At 57.6% G+C, this 22,871-nt stretch carries 23 protein-coding genes; 19 read left to right on the top strand and 4 right to left on the bottom strand.

The features are described 5' to 3' along the window. Positions 1-11: 11 nt before the first annotated feature. Entirely contained in the window at positions 12-1,253 is a 1,242-nt protein-coding gene (locus tag ACP86_RS00500; protein ID WP_008169188.1) for a lipoprotein-releasing ABC transporter permease subunit, read from the bottom strand. 123 nt (positions 1,254-1,376) lie between these two features. Here ACP86_RS00500 and ACP86_RS00505 point away from each other — a divergent pair, with 123 nt between their 5' ends. The 9 genes from ACP86_RS00505 to infA all read left to right on the top strand — a co-directional run bounded on the left by ACP86_RS00505 (position 1,377) and on the right by infA (position 8,378). After that, the gene (locus tag ACP86_RS00505; protein WP_053112217.1) at positions 1,377-1,964 is read left to right on the top strand and encodes a PilZ domain-containing protein; all 588 of its coding nucleotides are present in this window, start codon (positions 1,377-1,379) and stop codon (positions 1,962-1,964) included. Positions 1,965-2,059: 95 nt separating this feature from the next. Then, positions 2,060-2,362: a hypothetical protein gene (locus ACP86_RS00510; RefSeq protein WP_053112219.1), complete on the top strand. Its 303-nt coding sequence runs from the start codon at positions 2,060-2,062 to the stop codon at positions 2,360-2,362. 101 nt (positions 2,363-2,463) lie between these two features. Next, positions 2,464-3,513, top strand: coding sequence for an agmatine/peptidylarginine deiminase (locus tag ACP86_RS00515; protein ID WP_075267749.1), 1,050 nt, complete (start codon positions 2,464-2,466; stop codon positions 3,511-3,513). Then, on the top strand, positions 3,513-4,436 hold the full coding sequence (locus tag ACP86_RS00520) for a carbon-nitrogen hydrolase (protein WP_008169193.1): 924 nt from the start codon (positions 3,513-3,515) through the stop codon (positions 4,434-4,436). The genes ACP86_RS00515 and ACP86_RS00520 overlap by 1 nt, the downstream gene beginning before the upstream one ends. Before the next feature lie 7 nt (positions 4,437-4,443). Then, the gene (locus ACP86_RS00525; protein WP_014577419.1) at positions 4,444-5,355 is read left to right on the top strand and encodes an AAA family ATPase; all 912 of its coding nucleotides are present in this window, start codon (positions 4,444-4,446) and stop codon (positions 5,353-5,355) included. A 142-nt stretch (positions 5,356-5,497) separates the two neighbouring features. After that, the gene (trxB, locus tag ACP86_RS00530) at positions 5,498-6,451 is read left to right on the top strand and encodes a thioredoxin-disulfide reductase (RefSeq protein WP_008169196.1); all 954 of its coding nucleotides are present in this window, start codon (positions 5,498-5,500) and stop codon (positions 6,449-6,451) included. 200 nt (positions 6,452-6,651) lie between these two features. Then, positions 6,652-7,365 carry a leucyl/phenylalanyl-tRNA--protein transferase gene (aat, locus tag ACP86_RS00535; RefSeq protein ID WP_008169197.1) on the top strand — a complete coding sequence of 238 codons (714 nt, stop codon included), beginning with the start codon at positions 6,652-6,654 and terminating at the stop codon, positions 7,363-7,365. Beyond that, positions 7,366-8,079 carry an arginyltransferase gene (locus ACP86_RS00540; protein ID WP_008169199.1) on the top strand — a complete coding sequence of 238 codons (714 nt, stop codon included), beginning with the start codon at positions 7,366-7,368 and terminating at the stop codon, positions 8,077-8,079. It abuts the gene before it with no gap. A gap of 80 nt (positions 8,080-8,159) precedes the next feature. Further along, complete coding sequence (gene infA / locus ACP86_RS00545; RefSeq protein WP_008169200.1) at positions 8,160-8,378, top strand: translation initiation factor IF-1; 219 nt, start codon at positions 8,160-8,162, stop codon at positions 8,376-8,378. A 105-nt stretch (positions 8,379-8,483) separates the two neighbouring features. Here the strand turns inward: infA and clpA are convergent, their stop codons facing one another. Both clpA and clpS read right to left on the bottom strand, forming a co-directional pair. After that, entirely contained in the window at positions 8,484-10,754 is a 2,271-nt protein-coding gene (clpA, locus tag ACP86_RS00550; protein ID WP_053112223.1) for an ATP-dependent Clp protease ATP-binding subunit ClpA, read from the bottom strand. Positions 10,755-10,772: 18 nt separating this feature from the next. Further along, on the bottom strand, positions 10,773-11,132 hold the full coding sequence (clpS, locus tag ACP86_RS00555) for an ATP-dependent Clp protease adapter ClpS (protein WP_008169202.1): 360 nt from the start codon (positions 11,130-11,132) through the stop codon (positions 10,773-10,775). A gap of 306 nt (positions 11,133-11,438) precedes the next feature. Between clpS and ACP86_RS23580 the strand changes: the two genes are divergently transcribed. From ACP86_RS23580 to ACP86_RS23400, 8 genes are all read left to right on the top strand, one after another. After that, positions 11,439-11,750: a cold shock domain-containing protein gene (locus ACP86_RS23580; RefSeq protein ID WP_014577425.1), complete on the top strand. Its 312-nt coding sequence runs from the start codon at positions 11,439-11,441 to the stop codon at positions 11,748-11,750. A gap of 184 nt (positions 11,751-11,934) precedes the next feature. Next, a complete protein-coding gene (locus ACP86_RS00565; protein ID WP_053112225.1) occupies positions 11,935-12,567 on the top strand; it encodes a pseudouridine synthase in 633 nt (210 codons plus the stop codon). After that, entirely contained in the window at positions 12,564-13,028 is a 465-nt protein-coding gene (locus tag ACP86_RS00570) for an NUDIX hydrolase (protein ID WP_008169205.1), read from the top strand. The genes ACP86_RS00565 and ACP86_RS00570 overlap by 4 nt, the downstream gene beginning before the upstream one ends. Before the next feature lie 36 nt (positions 13,029-13,064). After that, complete coding sequence (gene mnmA, locus ACP86_RS00575; protein WP_053112227.1) at positions 13,065-14,252, top strand: tRNA 2-thiouridine(34) synthase MnmA; 1,188 nt, start codon at positions 13,065-13,067, stop codon at positions 14,250-14,252. Next, positions 14,249-14,893, top strand: coding sequence for a high frequency lysogenization protein HflD (gene hflD / locus ACP86_RS00580; RefSeq protein WP_008174761.1), 645 nt, complete (start codon positions 14,249-14,251; stop codon positions 14,891-14,893). Before mnmA ends, hflD begins: the two co-directional genes overlap by 4 nt. Positions 14,894-14,980: 87 nt before the next feature. Then, complete coding sequence (gene purB / locus ACP86_RS00585; protein WP_053112230.1) at positions 14,981-16,348, top strand: adenylosuccinate lyase; 1,368 nt, start codon at positions 14,981-14,983, stop codon at positions 16,346-16,348. 17 nt (positions 16,349-16,365) lie between these two features. Then, positions 16,366-17,517 carry a cupin domain-containing protein gene (locus tag ACP86_RS00590; RefSeq protein ID WP_008174755.1) on the top strand — a complete coding sequence of 384 codons (1,152 nt, stop codon included), beginning with the start codon at positions 16,366-16,368 and terminating at the stop codon, positions 17,515-17,517. A 5-nt stretch (positions 17,518-17,522) separates the two neighbouring features. Beyond that, positions 17,523-18,488, top strand: a complete 966-nt coding sequence (locus tag ACP86_RS23400) for a GNAT family N-acetyltransferase (RefSeq protein WP_053112233.1) — start codon at positions 17,523-17,525, stop codon at positions 18,486-18,488. Here ACP86_RS23400 and ACP86_RS00600 read toward each other — a convergent pair. Beyond that, the gene (locus ACP86_RS00600) at positions 18,477-19,487 is read right to left on the bottom strand and encodes a LysR family transcriptional regulator (protein WP_039882066.1); all 1,011 of its coding nucleotides are present in this window, start codon (positions 19,485-19,487) and stop codon (positions 18,477-18,479) included. The genes ACP86_RS23400 and ACP86_RS00600 overlap by 12 nt on opposite strands. 235 nt (positions 19,488-19,722) lie before the next feature. Between ACP86_RS00600 and ACP86_RS00605 the strand changes: the two genes are divergently transcribed. Both ACP86_RS00605 and ACP86_RS00610 read left to right on the top strand, forming a co-directional pair. Beyond that, positions 19,723-20,490, top strand: coding sequence for a hypothetical protein (locus ACP86_RS00605; RefSeq protein WP_014577434.1), 768 nt, complete (start codon positions 19,723-19,725; stop codon positions 20,488-20,490). Positions 20,491-20,543: 53 nt separating this feature from the next. Further along, the gene (locus tag ACP86_RS00610) at positions 20,544-22,871 is read left to right on the top strand and encodes an ATP-binding protein (protein ID WP_053112235.1); all 2,328 of its coding nucleotides are present in this window, start codon (positions 20,544-20,546) and stop codon (positions 22,869-22,871) included.

Consider the following 22,871-nt stretch of genomic DNA (forward strand, 5'->3'; position numbering starts at 1 on the left):
CGGATTGTTCCTTACTCATAACGAAGCGCCTCCGCCGGATCCACCCTGGAAGCCCGCCAGGCCGGATAAATCGTTGCCAACAGACTCATGGCGAGGCCGGCTCCACTGATGATAAACACGTCCTGCCATTGCAGCTGGGAAGGCAGATAGCTGATGAAGTAAACGTCCGCGCTCAGGAACTGGTGGCCGAGCGCTCCCTCCAGCCAGGAAATAAAGGCACTGATGTTGAGCGCTCCGAAAACGCCCAGCGCCGTGCCAACAATGGTTCCGAAGATACCGATGACCGCCCCCTGAACAATGAAGATCCGCATGATGCGTCCCGGTGTTGCCCCCATGGTCCTGAGGATGGCGATGTCACCGGTTTTATCGGTAACCACCATCACCAACGTGGACACGATATTGAATGCAGCGACAGCCACGATAAACATCAGCAGCAGGCCGATCATGGTTTTCTCCATGCGGATGGCCTGGAACAGGTTGCCGTGGGTTCGGGTCCAGTCGGATACGTAATACCGGCCGCCCAGCGACTCAGCAGCCTGCTGCGACACCCTGGGAGCGGCAAAAAGGTCATCCACCAGCAGGCGAATACCCTCGGCTTTGCCCCCGGTCCGCATGAGCTTGGCGGCATCATCCATGTGAATCAGGGTGTAATTGCCATCCAGTTCTGCCCCGACACTGAAGATGCCTTTGACCGTGAACCTTTTGAGCCTGGGCAGGACCCCGGCCGGCGTAACCGAGGCTTCCGGCAGGACCACGGTTACCTTGTCACCGATCTGAAGACGCAGGCTGGCCGCCATCAACCGACCGATGATGATGCCGAATTCACCAGAAACCAGATCGTTGAGACTGCCTTCGACCATGTGGTTTTCAATGATGGAGACCGTTCGTTCCTCCTCCGGGAGAATGCCGTTAAGCACGACCCCGCGAACATTTCCACCGCCGGTAACCATACCCTGCCCCTGTATGAAAGGCGCAGCAGCCAGCACGCGGGGGTGCTGCTGCATCTTCGCGTCGATTGATTGCCAGTCGTCGAGCGGCCCGGCGCCCTGAATGGTAGCGTGGGGCACCATCCCGAGAATTCTCTGCTTAAGCTCCCGATCGAAACCGTTCATGACCGAGAGCACGATGATCAGAACCGCAACTCCCAGCATCAGCCCGATTATGGAGGTCAGGGAAATAAAGGAAATGAAGTGATTGCGGCGTTTGGCGGCCGTGTAACGCAAGCCAATATAGAATGATAAGGGTCTGAACATTGAGAGGTGCCTATTGCTACCTTCCGGTCTGTCGTGGTCTGGTTTTCCCGGGTACCTTCCAGCACGACGGGAAACTGCTAAACTGTTCTGTACCAAATAAAAAATCAGCCTTCCGGAGCCGCGATGCAGTCGTCCGACATCCCCAACGAACCGGTGGACTATTCACCCGAACGGCGGGACTTTTTCCGCATTGAAGACCGGATCGGCCTGGAGATCCGCAAGCTGGCGCCTGGCACCGCAATGGAAGAAGATGCCTTCGACGGCGACCATCTTGAGAGCCTGAAAGCTGAATTCAGGCGGCTGGATCAGGACGTTAAATCCCAGCTTGCCAGCCTTGCCGACAAAGACCGGCTGCTTACCGGACTGATCAAATCCCTGAACGGCAAGCTGGACACGCTTGCGCGCATTATGGCCTTTGAGCAAAATCCGTTGCAACCTGAGGACTGGCAGGAAGTAACCCTGAGCGAGGGTGGGCTGTCGTTCTCGAGCAGCACCCCTGCCTGGCAGCCGGGAGACCGGCTCGCTGTTCGAATGACCCTCCCACCCGAACTTTTCCAGCCCCGCGCAGTTGCCCGAGTTATTGAGGTACACCCCGATTCGTCAGGCGGAGCAAGGGTCCACACCGAATTCGCCCGGATTGAGGACAGCGATCGCCAGCAAATCGCACGACATGTGATGCGGTGGCAGATTCGACAGCGTCAAAAGGAGTAGACTGGGGAAAAACGAGTGACTTTTGCTAATCTTTTTCGGATATTACGCTTTATCCATGTCCTCCCGAGGACATCAGTTTTCATGGAGACCCATCAATGAGAAAGCAAACTACCCTGTTCGGCGCACTGGCAGTGACTGCCACACTGGCCCTTTTCCCGATGATGTCCGCGGTAGCTGAAGAAGTCCGCGTGCCAGTTGGCACCCAGGCCGATCGCGACCAGGCCAGCTTCCCCGGCTCTGGCATGAGCCAGTCATCAGTGCGCGCTTCCTGGGGTGCACCCGTGGAAATTGAAGGTCCCGTGGGCCAGCCACCGATTACTCAGTGGCACTATCAGGGCTTTATCGTGTATTTCGAAGGCGACCGGGTTATCCATACCGTTCTCAAGCCGAATCCCTGAAGGCCCGAGGGGCCTTTCCAGGCTGGAAATTCCCTTCCCATGTCCTGACGTTCAACCAATCGTTGGTTAGAATGGCGTCTTTTATGATTCAAGGTGACGTAGTGACAACCAAACGAGTGTTGCCCGCAGAGTGGGCGCCCCAGAGTGCCGTCATGCTGACCTGGCCCCACCCGGGAACCGACTGGGCAGGCCTGATCGACGAAGTTGAACCGGTGTTCCTCGACATCGCGAAAGCCGTACTCCCACACGAACACCTTGTCATCGGTTGCGAACACGTAGTCCGCCTGCAGGAGCTAGAACGGGACCTCAATCGGTACGCCGAGGACAATGGCTTTCCGGGACGCGTGAGATCGGTTCCGGCACCGGCGAATGACACCTGGGCCCGCGACCATGGACCCATCACCATTCTCACCGATGAAGGGCCGACACTGCTGGATTTCAGGTTCAACGCCTGGGGCGGAAAGTTCCCCTGGGAAAAGGACGATGCGTTAAATAGTCACCTTTTCAATGCTGGCGTCTTCGGCACAACCAGGATGCAGCAGGTCGGGTTTGTGCTGGAAGGGGGTTCATTTGAATCGGATGGTCAGGGCACCCTGCTGACCACATCCGAGTGCCTGCTGACGCCCACCCGAAACCCGGCCATGGATCGCACGGCGATTGAACAGCTGCTTTCCGAGGTGCTGGGAATCCGGCGGATTCTCTGGCTCAACCACGGCTATCTTGCCGGGGATGACACCGACAGCCACATCGATACCCTCGCCCGATTTTGCGCCCCGGATCACATCTGCTACGTGACTTGCCCAGATGTGGCGGATGAACACTACAGCGCGTTGGCAGCCATGGAGGAGGAACTTCAGGAGTTCCGCCAGGCCGACGGCGGCCCCTACAAGCTGACGCCTCTGCCCTGGCCCGATGCCATCCATGATGAGGACGGTGAGCGTCTTCCGGCCACCTATGCCAACTTCCTGATCATCAACGAGGCGGTTTTGCTTCCCGTTTACGGCGTTGATCAGGATCAGGACGCCATCGCTGTCATGAAAGAGATCTTTCCGACACGAGAAATAGTGCCGATCAATTGCCGGCCCTTGATTCGTCAGCATGGCAGCCTTCACTGTGTGACCATGCAAATTCCCGCCGGAGTAGTCAGTTGATGAGCAGTGAGTTGCGCAAAAGCCAAATCAATGTTGCCGCCATCCAGCAGGCCTGTAGCAGCGACAAGGCCGCCAGCCTCGCCACTACCGAGAAACTGGTTCGTGAGGCCGTAGCCAGTGGCGCCAACCTGGTGATCCTCCAGGAACTTCACGCCACCTTATATTTCTGCCAGACCGAGGAAACGTCTGTTTTCGAGCTGGCAGAGCCGATTCCCGGTCCTACCAGCAAGCGCCTGTCTGACCTGGCCCGGGAACTGGGTATTGTGCTGGTTGGATCCATTTTCGAACGTCGTATGAACGGCGTGTACCACAACACGGCGGTCGTATTTGAGAAAGACGGCTCCCTGGCAGGGCTGTACCGGAAAATGCACATTCCGGACGACCCGGGGTTCTATGAAAAATTCTACTTCACGCCCGGTGACGCCCAGTTCAACGATGGCCGCAGCGGTTTCACGCCTATCGATACGTCTGTCGGCAGGCTCGGCGTGCTGGTGTGCTGGGACCAGTGGTACCCCGAGGCCGCAAGGCTGATGGCCCTGGCTGGCGCCGAGATCCTGATCTACCCAACTGCGATCGGCTGGGATGTAACGGATGACCCCGATGAACAGGCGCGTCAACTGGACGCCTGGGTCACCGTGCAAAGGGGCCATGCCGTTGCCAACAACCTGCCAGTCGTGGCTCCGAACCGGGTAGGCACCGAACCCGACCCCTCCGGGCACAGCGACGGCATCCGTTTCTGGGGCAACAGTTTTATCTGTGGCCCGCAGGGTGAGTTGCTAGCCCGGGGCGATGACAGCTCCGAATGTATCCTTGCCGTCACCCTGGATCGCAACCGCAGTGAATCGGTTCGCCGTATCTGGCCGTATTTGAGAGATCGCCGAATAGACGCCTACGGCGACATCCTCAAACGCGTAAGGGACTGAGCCCCGAATGAAAAAACTGGTCGATACCGTAGTCAGTGAACTGAACCAGATACTCTTGGGCAAAGACCAACAGGTACGCCTTGCCCTCTGCGGGCTTCTGGCCCGGGGGCACCTGCTGATCGAAGATATCCCCGGCATGGGCAAAACCACTCTTTCTCATGCCCTGGCCAAGGTGATGGGGCTGACGTACCAGCGCATCCAGTTCACCAACGACCTGCTTCCGGCGGATGTGCTGGGTTACTCCATGTACGACAAACAGGCCGGTAGCCTGGTATTCCACCCCGGCCCGATCTTTGCCCAGGTGGTGTTGGCTGATGAAATCAACCGGGCATCACCGCGAACGCAGAGCGCTCTGCTCGAAGCCATGGAAGAACGGCAAGTGTCCATCGAGGGCGAGACCCGGCCACTGCCCCACCCGTTCTTCGTGATTGCCACCCAGAATCCCATCGAGCAGGGCGGCACCTATCCCCTGCCCGAGTCCCAACTGGACCGGTTCCTCATGCGTCTTCGCCTCGGCTATCCGGACCCGCGGGCCGAGCGGGAGCTGCTGGAGGGCGAAGACCGTCGTGCCATGACTGAAAAGCTGCCGACCCTGCTCTCCCAGGCCGACCTGAAAACCCTGCAGGAAGGCGTTACCCGGATAACCGCCAGCCCGGCTCTTCTGGATTACGTGCAGCGGTTGCTGGAACAGAGCCGGAGAATGCCCGGCCTTCTGTACGGGCTTTCGCCCCGGGCGGGATTGGGACTGGTGCGGGCCGCCAAAGCCTGGGCCCTGATGGAGGGGCGTCATCACGTGCTGCCTGACGACATCCAGGCCGTGTTCCCTGCAGTGGCGGCCCACCGTCTCGAACAGGGCGAGTCCGGAAAAAGTGCGGAAAGGGTTCGTCAGCTGTTGGCAACTGTTTCTGTGCTTGAGTAAATAGCAAGGTTTTATAAGCGGAATTGGCCAAAACGAATGGCAGACCGCGCCTTTCATGTTAGCCTTTGCCCCTTTCCCCGAAGCGTCTGGCCCTGAAACCGGGGCCCGGCAACGTACGGCTTTTTCAGTGAGAGAATTCCCAATGAGCGACACCAAACATTCCCGACTGATCATCCTCGGTTCCGGCCCCGCAGGTTACACCGCTGCCGTTTACGCAGCCCGCGCCAACCTGAACCCGACCCTGATTACCGGTATTGAAGTCGGCGGCCAGCTCACCACCACCACCGACGTCGACAACTGGCCCGGCGACAACGACGGCGTTCAGGGCCCGGAGCTCATGCAGCGCATGCTCAAGCACGCCGAACGCTTCGAAACCAGCATCGTCTACGACACCATCAACGAAGCCGACCTTCGTAACCGCCCATTCCGCCTCAAGGGCGATGGCGGCGAGTACACCTGCGACGCCCTGATCATTGCTACCGGCGCCTCCGCCATGTATCTCGGCCTCGAGTCTGAAGAGAAATTCAAAGGCCAGGGCGTCTCCGCCTGCGCCACCTGCGACGGCTTCTTCTACAAGAAGCAGAAAGTTGCCGTTATTGGCGGCGGTAACACCGCGGTCGAAGAGGCTCTGTACCTCTCCAACATTGCCGACGAAGTGACCCTGGTGCACCGCCGCGACAGCCTGCGTGCCGAAAAGATCCTCCAGGACAAACTGTTTGAAAAGGCCGAAAACGGCAACGTCAAGATCGTCTGGGACCACACCCTCGACGAAGTCCTGGGCGACGGCACCGGCGTCACCGGTATGCGCATCAAAAGCACCAAAGACGACTCCACCCAGGAAATGGACCTGGCCGGCGTATTCATCGCCATCGGCCACAAACCCAACACCGACCTGTTCCAGGGCCAGTTGGACATGGAGAACGGCTATATCCGCATCCGCTCCGGCCTCGAAGGCATGGCCACCCAGAGCAGCATTCCCGGCGTATTCGCCGCCGGCGACGTAGCCGACCACGTCTACCGCCAGGCCGTCACCTCCGCCGGCTTCGGCTGCATGGCCGCCCTGGATGCGGAAAAGTTTCTGGATCAGCAAGACTGATTGTGCTTGAGTAAAGAAAAGGAACGCGAACTCAAAAGTTTGCGAAGGTCGGTGGGAGCCGCCTTCTGAAACTGTGCGGAGCCATGGATGGCGGAGCCAAGCGTACAAGGACGTATTCACAGCGTGTTTCAGAAGGCGGCTCCCACCGGCCGGTACTCTGTAAAATAGAACCGAAACATTGCAGTAATTGCCGGAGAAGGATGACCTCACTACCCTGGCTAGACCCGGACCAACTCTGGTTCCCCCCCGCCAACGAAGCCCTGGACGACCCGGACGGCCTTCTCGCCCTCGGCGGCGACCTTTCCACTGAGCGACTCATACTGGCCTACCGGAACGGCATCTTCCCCTGGTACAGCGACGACCAGCCCATTTTGTGGTGGTCACCGAATCCGCGGTGTGTCCTTTTTCCGAACGAAATCCACGTTTCACGGAGCCTGCGCCGGACCCTGAACCAACAACGCTTCCAGGTAACCGCAGACAGACACTTCGGACGAATCATCCGCCTGTGCGCCTCAACCCGTGCCGAAGGTACCTGGATTACCGAGGAAATGATTGCCAGCTACTCAGAGCTGCATCGCATGGGCGTCGCCCACTCCATCGAAATCTGGAACCAGCGTGGTGAATTGGCTGGTGGCATGTACGGACTGGCAATTGGCCGGTGTTTCTTCGGTGAATCCATGTTTTCTCTGGAAACCAACGCGTCCAAAGTTCTCATGGTTCACCTGGCGCACCAGTTACAGCTCTGGGGCTACCGGATCATGGATTGCCAGGTAGAGAGCCGGCACCTGCTTACCATGGGCGCACGGACTATTCCACGGGAAGAGTTTTTATCTATACTCAGGATGACCATCGATCAGAAACCGGATCAGACCGACTGGACCTTCCTATGGCGTTGGCCCGGGCCGGAGGAGTGAATGAGCAATCTCAGAACCCTGGTGTTCTTCGCGACACCACCGCACGATTGCAGCTACCTGCCAGACCGCGAGGCCACCACCATGTTTGTAGATCCGCGGGCTCATATCGACAAAAAGCTTTACAGCCAACTCACGGCTCTCGGCTTTCGCCGCAGCGGATCCCACTACTACCGCCCTCACTGTGAGCAGTGCAATGCCTGCATACCAGTTCGGTTGAAAGTTGATGATTTCAAGCCGGACAGAAGCCAGCGGCGGGTTCTCCGCAAAAACAAGGATTTGCAGTGCACCATGGTGCCCGCCACCTTTGCGGAGAGGTATTACCAGCTCTACGCCAATTACATCGAACAAAGGCACAAGGACGGCGATATGTACCCGCCGACCCGGGAACAGTTCACCTCGTTTCTGGTAGAAGGCGCAACCGATTCCTGGTTTCTGGAAATCCACCAGGGCGAACGGCTGGTAGGACTGGCAGCCGTCGATCTTCTGGACGATGGCCTTTCGGCCATCTATACAGTTTTCGATCCTGATCTGGAGGACCGCAGCCTGGGCACCTTCGCAATCCTCTGGCAAATTGAGGAAGCCCGCCGCAGGGGGCTTCCCCACCTGTACCTTGGTTACTGGATCAAGCAGTGCCGAAAAATGAATTACAAAACACGCTTCCGACCCATCGAAGCACTGAGAGACGGGCACTGGCGTGAACTGGACGCAGGCTAACTTTGCCAAACGCCGATAAATCAGGCAGAATTGCGCAATTTAGAATCACCAGAAGCATATTCAAACGAGGTTTCTACTGAATGCCGAAATCAGATGCCATTGAAATGGAAGGCGTTATTATCGATACCCTTCCAAACACCATGTTCCGCGTTGAGCTGAGCAACGGTCATGTTGTGACAGCCCATATCTCCGGAAAGATGCGCAAGAACTACATCCGCATCCTGACAGGTGACAAGGTCAAGGTTGAGCTGACTCCCTATGACCTGAGCAAGGGCCGGATCGTATATCGCGCCCGTTGATGCTCCCATGACATCTGAAAGCCCCTTCGGGGGCTTTTTTCGTCAGGGCACAAAAAAACCGCTGCCGGTTACCCGGCCAGCGGTTTTTCTTTAATCGAGCCTGTCTCAGACCGCCTCTGCAGGCTCGTCCTCGTACTCGAATACCAGCTCGTCATCCCGCAGGTGGATGAAGACATCCCCGCCTTTCTCTGAAAGGCGCCCGAACAGGATCTGCTCGGCCAGCGGCCGCTTGATCTTGTCCTGGATCAGGCGGGACATGGGGCGGGCGCCCATGGTGACGTCATAGCCCTTCTCGGCCAGCCAGGCCTTCGCCTCGTCATCCACATGCAGAACCACATGCTTCTCATCCAGCTGCGCCTGCAGCTCGGTGAGGAACTTGTCAACCACGTGGGTGATGGTATCGATCTGCAGGTCGCCGAACTGGATGATACCGTCCAGGCGATTGCGGAATTCCGGCGTGAAGGTCTTGCTGATAATTTCCATGCCGTCGGTGCTGTGATCCTGCTCGCTGAAGCCAATAGAGCGACGAGCCATGCTCTCGGCACCAGCGTTGGTGGTCATTACCAGAATCACGTGGCGGAAATCTGCCTTGCGGCCGTTGTTATCGGTCAGCGTACCGTGATCCATGACCTGCAACAGGAGGTTGAACACTTCCGGATGGGCCTTCTCGATCTCGTCCAGCAGCAGGACACAGTGCGGATGCTTGTTCACCGACTCGGTCAACAGGCCACCCTGATCGTACCCAACGTAGCCCGGAGGCGCACCGATCAGCCGTGATACGGTGTGCCGCTCCATATACTCCGACATGTCAAAGCGTACCAGTTCGATACCCAGAACCTTGGCCAACTGCTTGGTAACCTCGGTTTTACCGACACCGGTCGGCCCTGCGAACAGGAAGGCACCCTCTGGCTTCTCAGGGGCCTTGAGCCCGGCGCGAGCCAGCTTGATAGCAGTGGACAGCGATTCGATGGCCGGATCCTGACCAAAGACCGTCATCTTCAGATCCCGCTCCAGATTCCGCAGCAGATCCTTGTCGCTGGTAGACACGTTCTTCGGTGGGATACGGGCAATATTTGCAACCACATCCTCGATCTCGGTGACATCAACGGTCTTCTTACGCTTGCCTTCCGGCTGCAGCCGCTGGCGCGCGCCCGCCTCGTCAATGACGTCAATCGCCTTGTCCGGTAGGTGACGATCAGTAATGTAACGGTCGGACAGCTCTGCAGCCACCCGAAGCGCCTTGTCGGTGTATTTGAGATCGTGGTGCTTTTCAAAATTCGGCTTGAGGCCCTTCAGGATCTGGTAGGTGTCCTCAACACTGGGCTCGTTCACATCGATTTTCTGGAAACGGCGCGCCAGGGCACTGTCTTTCTCGAAAATACCCCGGAACTCCTGGAACGTTGTAGAGCCAATGCACCGGATTTCACCCGAACTGAGCATGGGCTTCAACAGATTCGACGCATCCATCACGCCGCCGGAGGCAGAGCCCGCTCCGATGATGGTGTGGATCTCATCGATGAACAGGATCGCGTGGTTTTCTTTCTTGAGTTCGGCAAGCAGACCTTTCAGACGCTTTTCGAAATCGCCGCGATACTTGGTTCCTGCCAACAGGGCACCCAGATCCAGCGAGTACACCACCGCATCGGAAATAATATCGGGGACCTGTCCGTCGACGATACGCTTGGCGAGCCCCTCTGCGATGGCGGTTTTGCCAACCCCGGCCTCGCCGACCAGCAGCGGATTGTTCTTCCGGCGGCGTACAAGGATCTGCACCACCCGCTCGACTTCGTGTTCACGGCCGATCAGCGGATCAATGCGGCCCTGACGGGCCTGCTCGTTCAGGTTGGTGGCGTAGCTTTCAAGCGGCTTGGATTGTCCGCCTTCCTCGCCAGCCTCCTCGTGGGACGCCTGATCGTGACTTTCCTGATCTTCTGCGCCCTGAACCCTGGAAATGCCGTGGGAAACAAAGTTGACCACATCAATGCGGGCAATGCTCTGTTTCTTGAGCACATACACCGCCTGGCTTTCCTGTTCACTGAAGATGGCCACCAGCACATTGGCACCGGTCACCTCTTTCTTGCCCGAGGACTGCACATGGAACACAGCCCTTTGCAGGACTCGCTGGAACCCCAGTGTTGGCTGGGTCTCGCGCTCACTGTCGCTGCTCGGAATCAAAGGTGTGGTGGAGTCCACGAATTCGACAAGCTCTTCCTGAAGCCGCTTGAGGTCTGCACCACAGGCTTTCAGGACGCCCACTGCCGATTCATTATCCAGTAGGGCCAGCAACAAATGCTCCACAGTCATGAACTCATGACGCTTGTCCCGGGCATTCTTGAAGGCCGTATTCAGCGTAATTTCTAGATCTTTGCTCAGCATGGGCCACCCCAACGTCTATCAGTCCGCACGTTCAATCTCGCAAAGGAGCGGATGTTCGCATTCCGAAGAATACTGGTTCACCTGTGCCGCCTTTGTTTCCGCGATGTCCCGGGTATATACCCCGCATACAGCTTTTCCCTGTGTATGGACGAGCAGCATCACCTGCGTCGCCTTTTCTTCATTCATTCCGAAGAACTTCATCAACACATCGACCACAAAATCCATGGGCGTGTAATCATCGTTCAGAAGCACCACCCTGTATCGCGCCGGGCGCTTGAGAGCGGGCTTCTCGGGAGCAACGCTGAGGTCATCCTGTCGCCCCGGTTGTTCGTCCTCCCCCTGATTGAATACTAGTAGAGAATTTTCGATAGTCCGCATCATTCCTTACCGGTTTATCGGTGCCCTTGTTAAATGTGGATGTCCGCCCCGGGGTTTTCAAGCGGGGCATGAGATATTTATCAATACGAACATGATACCGCTTCCAGACTGCGTTCAACCACACATTCCCGGCATAGAAACTATTGACTCACCGCAATGATTGGCCGAAAGTTAAGTTGCAATGTAAAATAATGTAAATCCATGCAAGGTTTGTGTAACAGGATTCGGACCGACTGTGCGACGGCGCCGATAGGCACACAGAGAATTAACAAGAATAGAGACAGCAAAAGAACAGGGGAGTTCATCATGCCAAGAGGCAAGGTCAAGTGGTTCAACAATGCCAAAGGGTACGGATTCATCATCGAGGATGGCTGCAGTGACGACCTGTTTGCGCACTTCTCTTCGGTGCAAATGGACGGCTACAAGACCTTAAAAGCCGGCCAGGCCGTAACCTTCGACAAAAAGCCCAGCGACAAGGGCATTCACGCAGTCAACATCGTTCCCGACGAGCTGCCTGCCAGCAAGGCGCAAACTGACGCCAGCAGCGACTCTGCCGGACAATCCGGCCAGCAGGAATCAGGCAGGGACGGCTATCCGCCCCGTGCAGTCAACGCCTGACCTGTTCTGGTAACGCAAAATCACACCCACCGGTCGTCTGCTGGTGGGGGTATCTTTTTTTGTCCTTAAAAACGTCGGGTGACAGGTCCCCCTGGGCGGTGGCGCCCGCCCTACTTTGCCAGCCTTCCTGTTTGCAGTACGCTGCACTGCTCAAAGACAGCGGATATCCGGGAAAGTCCTTCGCATGGCAGAACTCGTGCTTTTCAATAAACCCTTTCATGTTCTGAGCCAATTCACAGACGATGGCGCTTCCGGAAGTAAACCACCTCGCGCTACCCTGGCAGATTACGTACGCATCCCGGGCATTTATCCGGCGGGACGTCTGGACTACGATTCCGAGGGCCTGCTCCTTCTGACCGCGGAAGGCTCCCTCCAACACCGCATAGCGTCACCATCACTGAAGATGCCAAAGACCTACTGGGTGCAGGTAGAAGGAAACATTTCTGAAGAAGCACTGAGACACCTGGCTAGCGGTGTGCAGCTCAAGGATGGTCTGACCCGGCCGGCAAAAGCCGACAGAATGCCTGCCCCGACGGTCTGGCCGAGAGTGCCTCCGGTGCGTCATCGGGATAACATTCCGACGAGCTGGATTGAACTGACGATAACCGAGGGCAAGAACCGGCAGGTACGTCGAATGACCGCTGCCGTCGGGTTTCCGACACTTCGCCTGATCCGGTATCGGATTGGTGACTGGACCCTTGACGGCCTCGAATCCGGAGCCCATCGAACGGTCACCGTCAATTTACCCGCTTCACCAAAACCAACCCGCCGCGGCAACGCCGCTGGCGCCCGAACCAGGAGAAACCGGAAATCATGACCTGGACACCCCATGCTACCGTGGCCGTTATAGTCGAGGATGAAGCCGGCCGTTACCTGATGGTTGAAGAGATCAGCGGCGGCAAGGTTGTTTTCAACCAGCCGGCTGGCCATATCGAAGAAGATGAAGCCATTCTGGATGCCGTCCGACGGGAAACCCTTGAAGAGACGGGCTGGAACATAGAGCCCATACACTTCCTTGGCATTTACACCTACAAGGCTCCGGCCAACGGCGTTACCTACTATCGTTTCTGCTACGCTGCGCGTGCTGGCGACCGGGTTACTGAACAGCTGGACGATGGCATCATCGCCGCCCACTGGCTCACCCTGGATGAAATCCGCGCGCTGGGGGACAAACTGCGCAGTCCGCTGGTCATCCAGTGCATAGAAGATTACCGAAACGGCCGGCGATACCCGCTGGACGTGGTGGTGGACGCGCAGACGACACCCTCGGAAAGATGATAAACTCGCGGTTTTTTAGCCGGTAACGAAGCTGTCATGACCAACGCACCCGAAGCCTCCTCTCCAAACAGTAACGCCAACACGCGTGTGATCGTCGGCATGTCCGGCGGCGTGGATTCTTCAGTGGCCGCCTGGCTTCTGAAAGACCAGGGCTACCAGGTTGAAGGCCTGTTCATGAAAAATTGGGACGAGGATGACGGCACCGAGTACTGCACAGCCATGACAGATCTGGCCGACGCCCAGGCCGTTGCCGATGCCATCGGCATCAAACTGCACACCGCCAGTTTTGCGGCCGAGTACTGGGACCGGGTTTTTGAGCACTTCCTCTCTGAATATCAGGCCGGACGAACACCCAATCCGGATATTCTTTGTAACAAAGAAGTGAAATTCCGGGCTTTTCTGGACTATGCCATCACCCTTGGTGCCGACTATATTGCAACGGGCCACTACGCCCGGCAACGGCCGATTGCTGGTTCAACGGGCAAGGCCCAACTCCTGAAGGGACTGGATCCGAACAAGGACCAGAGCTATTTCCTGCATGCCGTCTCCGGCGACCGCATTGCGCGGACCCTTTTCCCGGTCGGCGAGCTGGAAAAACCGGAAGTCCGCCGTATTGCCGAGCAACAGGGTTTCGTTACCCATGATAAAAAAGACTCCACCGGTATCTGCTTTATCGGCGAACGCAAGTTCAAAGACTTCCTGAAGCAATACCTTCCGGCCCAGCCCGGCGACATTGAAACACCGGACGGCCAGAAAATTGGCCGGCACCAGGGCCTTATGTATCACACCATCGGCCAGAGACAGGGCCTGGGCATTGGCGGTCTCAGTGAATTCGGGGACGAGCCCTGGTATGTGGCGGAGAAAGACCTCAGCCGCAATGTGCTTGTTGCGGTTCAGGGCAAACACCATCCCCTGCTCTTTTCCCGTGGCCTAGTATCCGGCCCGATCGACTGGGTTGCCGGAGAGGCACCAGCTGGACGTTTCCGCTGCAAGGCCAAGACCCGTTATCGCCAGCCGGATCAGGATTGCCAGGTTCTGTTGATCGACGGCGGTGTCCGCGTCGATTTTGACGACGCCCAGCGGGCTGTCACGCCCGGGCAGTCCGTGGTTTTCTACGACGGCGAGGTGTGCCTTGGTGGCGGCGTTATTGAGCAGACCTGGCGTGACGACGAACCACTTCCAGACCGTCTGACCGGCACACGTTCCGAGGAACAGACCGCATGAGCCGCTCACTCAAGGATCAGACCCTGGCGTTGGCCGGGGTATTCCAGGCCGCCAACCTGGTCCAGCAGATTGCCCACAATGGCCAGTGCAACGAGGCCAGCCTGGAAACATCTATCCGTTCCCTGTTTGCCACCAACCCCGAGAACACACTGGACGTCTACGGAGGCGAGCTTCGCGATATCCGCGAAGGCCTCGTCACCCTGTCCTCGGTGCTCAGCCAGCAGTCACGGCAGCAGGACATCGAAGTTCTGCGCTACGCCCTCAACCTGATCCAGCTCGAATCCAAACTGAATCGCCGCTCTGACATGCTGGACGTGATTGGCAGTCGCATTGATCAGGCCAGGCACACCGCCAGCCACTTCGGGTACACACACCCGAACCTGATCAGCAATCTGGCTTCCGTCTACGCCGATACCATCAGCACCTTTCGCCAGCGTATCCAGGTGAGCGGTAACCCCTCTGTGCTCCAGCGCGAGGAGAATGCCGCGAAAGTGCGGGCACTGCTGCTGGCGGGTATCCGTTCCGCCGTGCTCTGGCGCCAGACCGGCGGCCGACGCTGGCAACTGATCTTTGCCCGCAAGAAAGTGATCGGGCTTGCCAAAGAGCTTGCCGAAGAAGCCAATCGCTCCCTCTACCACTGACGGCGCTGATTCAGAGCCGGCGGTGGTGTATGATATGTACCCCTATTTTCTTTTGATCCGATTCTTTGATGACTTGAGAGGTTTTCGATGGAACTCACCGCCCTGACCGCCATTTCCCCGGTCGATGGACGCTATGGCAACAAGGTCAGCGTCTTCCGTGAAATTTTCAGTGAGTATGGCCTGATCCGGAATCGGGTGACCGTCGAGATCCGCTGGCTACAGAAACTGGCCGCTCACCCTGGCGTGGCCGAGGTTCCTCCGTTTTCCGCCGACGCCAACGACTTCCTGGACCGTCTGGTGGGCGAATTCAGCCTGGAAGACGCAGAGCGTATCAAAGACATCGAACGCACCACCAATCACGATGTGAAAGCGGTGGAGTACTTCATCAAGGAAAAGATCGCCAGCGTTCCTGAGCTGCACGCTGTCACGGAATTTGTTCACTTCGCCTGCACTTCTGAAGACATCAATAACCTCTCCCATGCGCTGATGCTGCGGGAAGGCCTGGACCACGGCCTGCTGCCGGCCATGGACCGTGTTGTCGACAAGTTGGCGCAGCTTTCTCATGACCACGCCGAACAGCCGATGCTGTCGCGCACTCACGGCCAGACCGCCTCGCCCACGACCGTGGGCAAAGAGCTGGCAAACGTCGTTCACCGTCTGCGTCGCCAGGTAAAACAGATTCGGGAAACCGAGCTGTTGGGCAAGATCAACGGTGCCGTGGGTAATTACAACGCCCATCTCTCCGCCTATCCGGAAATCGACTGGGCCCAGAACGCACGGGAGTTCATCGAGAGCCTCGGGCTCGACTGGAACCCTTACACCACCCAGATCGAACCGCACGATTACATTGCCGAGCTGTATGACTCCGTCGCTCGCTTCAACACCATCCTGATCGACCTGGACCGTGACGTCTGGGGCTATATTTCCCTCGGCTACTTCAAGCAGAAAACGGTAGAAGGCGAAGTAGGCTCTTCGACCATGCCCCACAAGGTCAATCCCATCGATTTCGAGAACTCCGAGGGCAACCTTGGCATCGCCAATGCGCTGTTCAGCCACCTCTCTGCCAAACTGCCTATATCACGCTGGCAGCGGGATCTGACCGACTCCACAGTACTGCGTAACCTGGGTGTTGGCTTTGCGCACAGCTTGATTGCCTACGAAGCCACCCTAAAAGGCCTGGGCAAACTGGAAATCAATCCGGCCCGACTGTTTGAAGACCTGGACCATGCCTGGGAAGTGCTTGCCGAGCCGATCCAGACGGTGATGCGCCGTTACAATATCGAAAAGCCCTATGAAAAACTCAAGGCATTGACCCGTGGCAAGGCAATGACGCCGGAAGTGATCAAGAATTTCGTTGACAGCCTCGACATTCCAGATCAGGCCAAGGCCGAACTGATGGCTTTGACGCCGGGCCGTTACATCGGTAACGCAGTCGATCAGGCACAAAACATCTGAAACCGGGAGTAACACCCATGGACATGCTTGGCGGACTCACACCCTCTGAATTTCTGCGGGACTATTGGCAGAAAAAGCCGCTGGTTATCCGTCAGGCGTTTCCCGACTTCCAGTGCCCGGTCAGCGCTGATGAACTGGCCGGCCTGGCCTGTGAGGAGGGCGTCGAGTCCCGGATTGTGATCGAAAATGACGATGGCAAGCCCTGGCAGCTCCACAACGGCCCCTTTTCGCCGGACCGGTTCAGCAGCCTGCCCGAACAAGACTGGACGCTCCTGGTGCAGGGGCTGGACCACTGGGTGCCCGATATTGCAGATTTGCTGGAACACTTCCGCTTCATCCCCAATTGGCGCCTGGATGACATTATGGCCAGTTTTGCCCCGAAAGGCGGCAGCGTTGGCCCCCATTACGACCAGTATGATGTATTCCTCCTCCAGGCCCAGGGCCACCGCCGGTGGACGTTTGGAGGCCATTGCGATCATACCTCTCCCCGCGTGGAGGGCACTCCGCTGCGCATTCTGAGCAGCTGGGATGGCGAAGAAACCGTTACTCTGGCACCCGGTGACATGCTGTATCTGCCGCCGGGTATTGGCCACCATGGAGTGGCCGAGGATGACTGTATCACGCTGTCGGTTGGCTTCCGTGCACCCACCGTGGATGACATTCTGACCGGATTTACCGATTTCCTCTGCAGCCAGTCTGACGCCTCAGATCACCTGAACGATCCGGATCTGAAAATACAGGACAATCCGGGCACGATTCAGCCGGATGTGGTTGACCGCCTCGAGACCGTTATTCGGGAAAAACTTGAGGACCGCCGGCAACTGGCCCTCTGGTTTGGCCAGTTCTCAACGGCGCCCAAGAGCATGGATATTGTCGTGCCCGCGGAGGAGCCTGCGTCCACCGGAGACGTCGCCGAAGCAATACACGCGGGCGAGCAGCTGCGGTGGAACGAAGGCTCACGTTTCGCGTACTACGAGTTTGCCAGCGAAACCGCCCTGTTTGTGGACGGCGAGCAGTTCCTGCTCAAGGGCGATGCCCAACCGTTTGCTCCGCTTCTCTGCTCGGGGGCCCGCGTCGATATGCCGACCCTCGCCCGGCTCTCCGAAGACGAAGCATTGCTTGGGCTTCTGACCACCCTCTACAATCAAGGCTCGATTTACTTCGAATAAGCTTTATGAGCATCCGGTTTCGCAAATACAGCTGGCAACTGGCCCCGGCATCCATCCGGGATATCCGCCAGCAGGTGTTTATTGAGGAACAGAAAGTCCCGCCGGAGCTGGAGTGGGATGAAACCGACGAAATTGCCGATCACTATCTGGCAGTGCTGCCAGACAATACCCCGGCAGGCGTGGCACGACTGTTTTCAACCCTTGAAGAGACCGGCCACATCGGTCGTATGGCGATCCTGCCCCAATACCGCGGACAGGGTATCGGGGAAGCATTGCTCCGGCACCTGATCGCAGAATCGGCTGACCGTTTTGCCGAGCTCAGGTTGTGTGCCCAGGAGCACGCCATTCCTTTTTATCAACGGTCAGGCTTCCACGTCTGTTCGGGCGTTTACGACGACGCCGGCATTCCCCACTTTGACATGCGTAGCCTGGCACCGGGACTCGCGGCCGAGGGCCTTGGCTCCCGGGACCGGCCGATGATTCTGGGCAGCGACACAGACTCCTGGCTGTTTGATACCGAGGCCAGGCTACTGGGGCTAATGGATTCGGTGGTTGGCCAGGCCGGCCAGCGCATCTGGCTGTATGACCGCCTGCTAGAACACGATCTGTATGACCGGCATCGTTTCCGGGAGCTGATCTCCGCCCTGGCTCGTCGGCATCGGCTCAGCGAAGTCAGGTTGCTGATCCATGACGACAAGCCGCTGGTGAAACGTCGACACACACTGGTCGAACTGATGCGCCGGCTGCCGAGCCGCATGGAACTTCGACTGGTCAACGAGGACTACCCGGTTGAGGACCAGCCCTTCATTATTGCGGACCGTGAAGGCGTGGTGTACCGACATGATTTCTACAAGCCAGAGGGTTTCGCCAAGTTCTCGGACGGCGGCCGCGTAAAGCTCTTGTCGGAAAACTTCCAACGCATGTGGGATGCAGCCCGCCCTTCCCTGGAGCTTCGGGAACTACCGCTCTGAGTGATGGGCCTGGGGCGCGTCCGGCGCTTCGAACCTGGCCCCGAACGGAGCAAACTCGGTATCCACCTCAGTAGCCACCTCAGCAATCAGTTTGCGCAGCCATTGATGGTCCGCGTTGTGCTGCAACAGTGGGCTCCAGGCCATTTTCAGCTCGAACGGTGGAATCTCGAACGGAGGCACCTTGACCACAAGATTCGGGTTGTCTTTCTGCAGCCAGGCTGCCCGGGATGGCAGCGTGGCAATCAGGTCATGCTGCTCGGCCAGCAGCATTGCAACCTGATAGTGACGGGTGAAAACGGAAATCTGTCGCTTGCGCCCCATTCTCGACAGCGCCTCATCAACCCAGCCCAGTCGCTGGACATCCTTTGGGTTTACACCAACACCAACACCAAACCCGGTCTTGCTGACCCAGATATGGCTGGCGTCCAGATAGGTGTCCAGGGTGAAGGGCTCCTTCAATACCGGGTTACGGGCGTTCATCAGGCAGGCAAAATACTCGGTCCAGAGGGTCTTCTGATGGAAAGACTGGGGGATCTTGTCGAACCGGTTGATCGCCATATCCAACCGCCCCTGCTCGACATCCAGGAAGCTGACGTCACTGGGCGTGAGCACATCCAGGGTGACGTGCGGCGCTTCCTGACGGATCCGCCTCAGAACCCGGGGCATCAGGCAGGATTCGGCATAATCACTGGCCATAATCCGGAACACGCGCTGGCTTTCAAGAGCTGAAAAGGGTGTCTTATCTTGCACGGCCTGTTCAATATCCGACAGGATTCCCCGCACCAGCGGTTGTAGTTCACGCGCGCGCTCCGTGGCCGTCATACCCTCACTGGTTCGCACCAGGAGCGGATCACTGAACAGATCCCGCAATCGCTTCAAACCATTGCTCATGGCAGGCTGGGTAATACCCAGGTGGTTCGCTGCCTTGGTCACATTCCGCTCGCGCAGCAAGACATCCAGGTACACGAGCAGGTTCAGATCAACACGGGAAATATCCACAAAAACTCCGGAACGCCAGAACAACAGGAAAAGCGAGGCTCATTCACGAGAGCAATATACATGATAGCGAGGATTCACGTAATCAATCAGCAACACGAACTTTCACATTTGAAAACGGATCTGGAGCGGTATTTCTGCTAGTCTTTCGGATACTTGCTGAATAATATCGGTGTTTTGAGGCCGGTTTGTACACCCGCCATCATTTGATCCTGAAGCCGGAGTCGTTACTGACAAAATGGATACCACTACGATCGTCCTTCTGCTGGCGGCCATCGTTACCGTCTCGATTGTCATTATTGTGCTCAGTCAGATGCGGGAACGCGCCCGCATTGAACGGGCGCGCAAGATTACCGCTCAGGAAGACGCCTATAACAGGGCCAATCGCCTGCTGACCGAAATTCCAGGCCAATACCTGACAGCGGATCTGAAACTGCTTCTGATTAAACGCATGGAAGAAGCTTGCGCGGAGCTGGCCGGCCTGAAGTCGAACCTGCCGGTCAAGGAATGGCAGAAGTCCGCTGCAGAACTGAAAACACAGATCGTTGAAAAGCGCGACACCACCACGCCAGTCAAGATTGATTCCGCGGAAAAATCGAATTACGTCAAGGAATTGCTTCAGAATCTGTTCAAGATGATTGAAGCCATGCACAAGAGCGGGCGGATTGATTCGGCCACCGCCAAGAAAAACCTCAAGTATGTGCTCTTCCTTGTCCACAAGACCCACGCGGATCTTCATGTGTTTCAGGCCCGGGACTATGTTCGCCAGAACCAGATCCGGAAGGCCATTCATGCCTATCACCTGGCCAGTACCGAAATGGGTAAATCCCGCGACAATCCACTTGCCATGAAAGCAGTGAAGAGCTTCCGGACGCGCATTCAGGAACTTGAGGCCATGAGTGCAGAGGGTAAGGAAAGCCCGCAGGGAGAGTCCAAACTGGACCGAGAGTGGGATACTTTTCTCCACGACGATGAGTGGAAGAAAAAGGCCGATTACGACGACTGAAGGTACCGAACGGGTCGCTGTCAAAGGCCCGCCAACAGGGACAGTGCAAACCCGTGAGCAACGGCTTCAAACAACGGCTTTCCTATAGACTGACTCGAGACACGGTCCTCGTTGCCATGGCCCTCGGGCTGGTGCTGAATGTGATCCAGATTACCCTGGACTACTTCAGCGCGAAGGATTCCATGGAGAAGGAAATTCATGCGCTGATCGATATCAGCAACAGCCCGGCCTCCCAGATTGCCTACAACATCGACGTCCGTCTGGCGGAAGAATTGCTCGACGGCCTGCTTCGCCATCCCGCGACCATTGATGCCCGGATTACCGATAATGACAACGAAACCATGGCAGCATCCAGCAAGAGCAGCCCGGTCTCGCCCTATCGCTGGGTCAGCGATCTGCTGTTCGGGCCGGATCGCGTATTTAGACAGGAGCTCCGGGTTCCGCAGCTTGAGGATCTGCCACTTGGGCATCTGATTGTCACCATTGACACCTATCACTATGGGGCGCTCTTCCTCCAACGAGCCGGATACACGCTGATCAGCGGGCTACTGAAAAGCCTGATCCTGTCTGCAGCTCTCCTTGCCATTTTCTATTTTGTGCTGACCCGTCCCATGCTCAATGTGATCAGCGCACTGAGCCAGGTGCGGGCTACCTCTCCGGAAAAGGTCAGGCTTCCGATCCCGGCAAACCATCGGGAAGACGAGATCGGGACCATGGTTGGTATCATCAACCAGCACCTGGAAACCATCGATTCGAGCCTTGCACAACTCCGGCACGCCGAGAGTGCCATGAAAAACTACTCCACCCAGCTTGAGCAGGAGGTGGCGGACCGGACCCGGGAGATCTCCGAAAAGAACGATGCTTTGCAGCGTGGTAATCGCGCCCTGGTCAAAGCCAAGGAAGATGCAGTTCGCCGGGCGCGGGCACGGGCCAATTTCCTGGCCAGCATGAGCCATGAGATCCGGACTCCGCTCAATGGAGTTCTCGGGATGCTCGGCCTGGCACTCGAGGGCGAGCTGGATTCTGCCCAGCGCAACAGGATAGAAATTGCCCTGAACGCCGGTGAAAGCCTGCTCGGGCTGCTTAACGACATACTGGACATCTCGAAAGTGGAGGCCGGCAAACTCAGTCTGGAAAACATCCCCTTCAGTGTCCGGCACCTGATCGAAGAGTGCGCGACACTCCATGCCCAACAGGCGCGGCGCAAGCGTATTCACCTGGTCACCGAAATCGATCCGGATCTCCCTGAAGACTTCCTGGGAGACCCGACACGGGTACGCCAGGTGCTCAACAACCTCCTGAGCAATGCCATCAAATTCACGGACGAAGGCAGCGTGAAACTAAAGGCAGCCTACTCCGGGGGTAGCCTGAGAATCGATGTCGTGGATACCGGGATCGGTATGTCTACTGAGGGCCTGCACCGGATTTTCTCACCCTTCTCCCAGGCTGATGCAGAGACCACGCGGCTTTATGGGGGCACCGGTCTCGGCCTGACGCTCTGCCGTCAACTTGTCGAACGTATGCATGGCCAGATTCTGGTGGACTCTCGGGAGGGCAGCGGCACACACTTCACCGTTACCCTGCCCCTGCCGGTTCATGAAGCCAGCGAAGATTATGATCTGCCCCGCGTGGATTCCCGGCTCAAGGACATTGGCATAGCGATGGCAATACCACCGGACAACCCACACCGGTCTGCGATCGAAGCCCAACTTCGTAAATGGGGCATCCCGATACGCGGCGCGAGCAGACACCCGGATGGAATTCTACTTGCCCTTGCCAACGCCGGAGACGAAGAAACCCTGGCATTCGCCGACAACTGGCAAGGCGCCGGCGTCGTACTGGTGGACTCTTCCGGCACCCTGCCCCCTGCCCTGGGGCAGCAACAGCTGCTCTCGTTGCCATTGCGTCGGGATGAATTGCTACGTTGCCTGCTTCTGGCCGCAGGGCTGCTGGACAGCGAGGAACAAACGGCCAACGCCGTGGAAGACGATGAGCAAACCGGCGCGGAGGCTTCCCTGAAAATCCTTCTGGTGGAGGACAATCAGGTCAACCAGATGGTGGCCGCCAGCCTGCTCAAGAAACTCGGCCATCGCACAGATCACGCAGAGAACGGCCTCAAGGCCATACAGGCATTGGAAAGCAACCACTATGACCTGGTGCTGATGGATTGCCAGATGCCGGCTATGGACGGCTACGAAGCAACACAGAGGATTCGGCAAAACCCCGAATGGAAAAACCTGCCGATCATCGCTGTTACCGCAAATGTGATGCAGGGCGACCGCGAGGACTGCCTCGCCTCAGGCATGAACGACTACATTACCAAGCCGTACAAGCGCGAAGAGCTCAGGACGGTCATCGACCGCTGGCGCCCCGCGATTTGA

The sequence above is a fragment of the Marinobacter sp. CP1 genome (assembly GCF_001266795.1).
GTDB lineage: Bacteria > Pseudomonadota > Gammaproteobacteria > Pseudomonadales > Oleiphilaceae > Marinobacter > Marinobacter flavimaris.

Excerpts from the sequence above, each read along its gene's own strand:
- infA (WP_008169200.1), top strand. The coding sequence starts at position 8,160 with ATGCCGAAATCAGATGCCATTGAAATGGAAGGCGTTATTATCGATACC.
- ACP86_RS23400 (WP_053112233.1), top strand. The coding sequence starts at position 17,523 with ATGAGCATCCGGTTTCGCAAATACAGCTGGCAACTGGCCCCGGCATCC.
- ACP86_RS00590 (WP_008174755.1), top strand. The coding sequence starts at position 16,366 with ATGGACATGCTTGGCGGACTCACACCCTCTGAATTTCTGCGGGACTAT.
- ACP86_RS00520 (WP_008169193.1), top strand. The coding sequence starts at position 3,513 with ATGAGCAGTGAGTTGCGCAAAAGCCAAATCAATGTTGCCGCCATCCAG.
- ACP86_RS00510 (WP_053112219.1), top strand. The coding sequence starts at position 2,060 with ATGAGAAAGCAAACTACCCTGTTCGGCGCACTGGCAGTGACTGCCACA.
- aat (WP_008169197.1), top strand. The coding sequence starts at position 6,652 with ATGACCTCACTACCCTGGCTAGACCCGGACCAACTCTGGTTCCCCCCC.
- ACP86_RS00505 (WP_053112217.1), top strand. The coding sequence starts at position 1,377 with ATGCAGTCGTCCGACATCCCCAACGAACCGGTGGACTATTCACCCGAA.
- ACP86_RS23580 (WP_014577425.1), top strand. The coding sequence starts at position 11,439 with ATGCCAAGAGGCAAGGTCAAGTGGTTCAACAATGCCAAAGGGTACGGA.
- mnmA (WP_053112227.1), top strand. The coding sequence starts at position 13,065 with ATGACCAACGCACCCGAAGCCTCCTCTCCAAACAGTAACGCCAACACG.
- ACP86_RS00525 (WP_014577419.1), top strand. The coding sequence starts at position 4,444 with ATGAAAAAACTGGTCGATACCGTAGTCAGTGAACTGAACCAGATACTC.
- ACP86_RS00570 (WP_008169205.1), top strand. The coding sequence starts at position 12,564 with ATGACCTGGACACCCCATGCTACCGTGGCCGTTATAGTCGAGGATGAA.
- ACP86_RS00540 (WP_008169199.1), top strand. The coding sequence starts at position 7,366 with ATGAGCAATCTCAGAACCCTGGTGTTCTTCGCGACACCACCGCACGAT.
- trxB (WP_008169196.1), top strand. The coding sequence starts at position 5,498 with ATGAGCGACACCAAACATTCCCGACTGATCATCCTCGGTTCCGGCCCC.
- purB (WP_053112230.1), top strand. The coding sequence starts at position 14,981 with ATGGAACTCACCGCCCTGACCGCCATTTCCCCGGTCGATGGACGCTAT.
- hflD (WP_008174761.1), top strand. The coding sequence starts at position 14,249 with ATGAGCCGCTCACTCAAGGATCAGACCCTGGCGTTGGCCGGGGTATTC.
- ACP86_RS00500 (WP_008169188.1), bottom strand. The coding sequence starts at position 1,253 with ATGTTCAGACCCTTATCATTCTATATTGGCTTGCGTTACACGGCCGCC.
- clpS (WP_008169202.1), bottom strand. The coding sequence starts at position 11,132 with ATGCGGACTATCGAAAATTCTCTACTAGTATTCAATCAGGGGGAGGAC.
- ACP86_RS00605 (WP_014577434.1), top strand. The coding sequence starts at position 19,723 with ATGGATACCACTACGATCGTCCTTCTGCTGGCGGCCATCGTTACCGTC.
- clpA (WP_053112223.1), bottom strand. The coding sequence starts at position 10,754 with ATGCTGAGCAAAGATCTAGAAATTACGCTGAATACGGCCTTCAAGAAT.
- ACP86_RS00565 (WP_053112225.1), top strand. The coding sequence starts at position 11,935 with ATGGCAGAACTCGTGCTTTTCAATAAACCCTTTCATGTTCTGAGCCAA.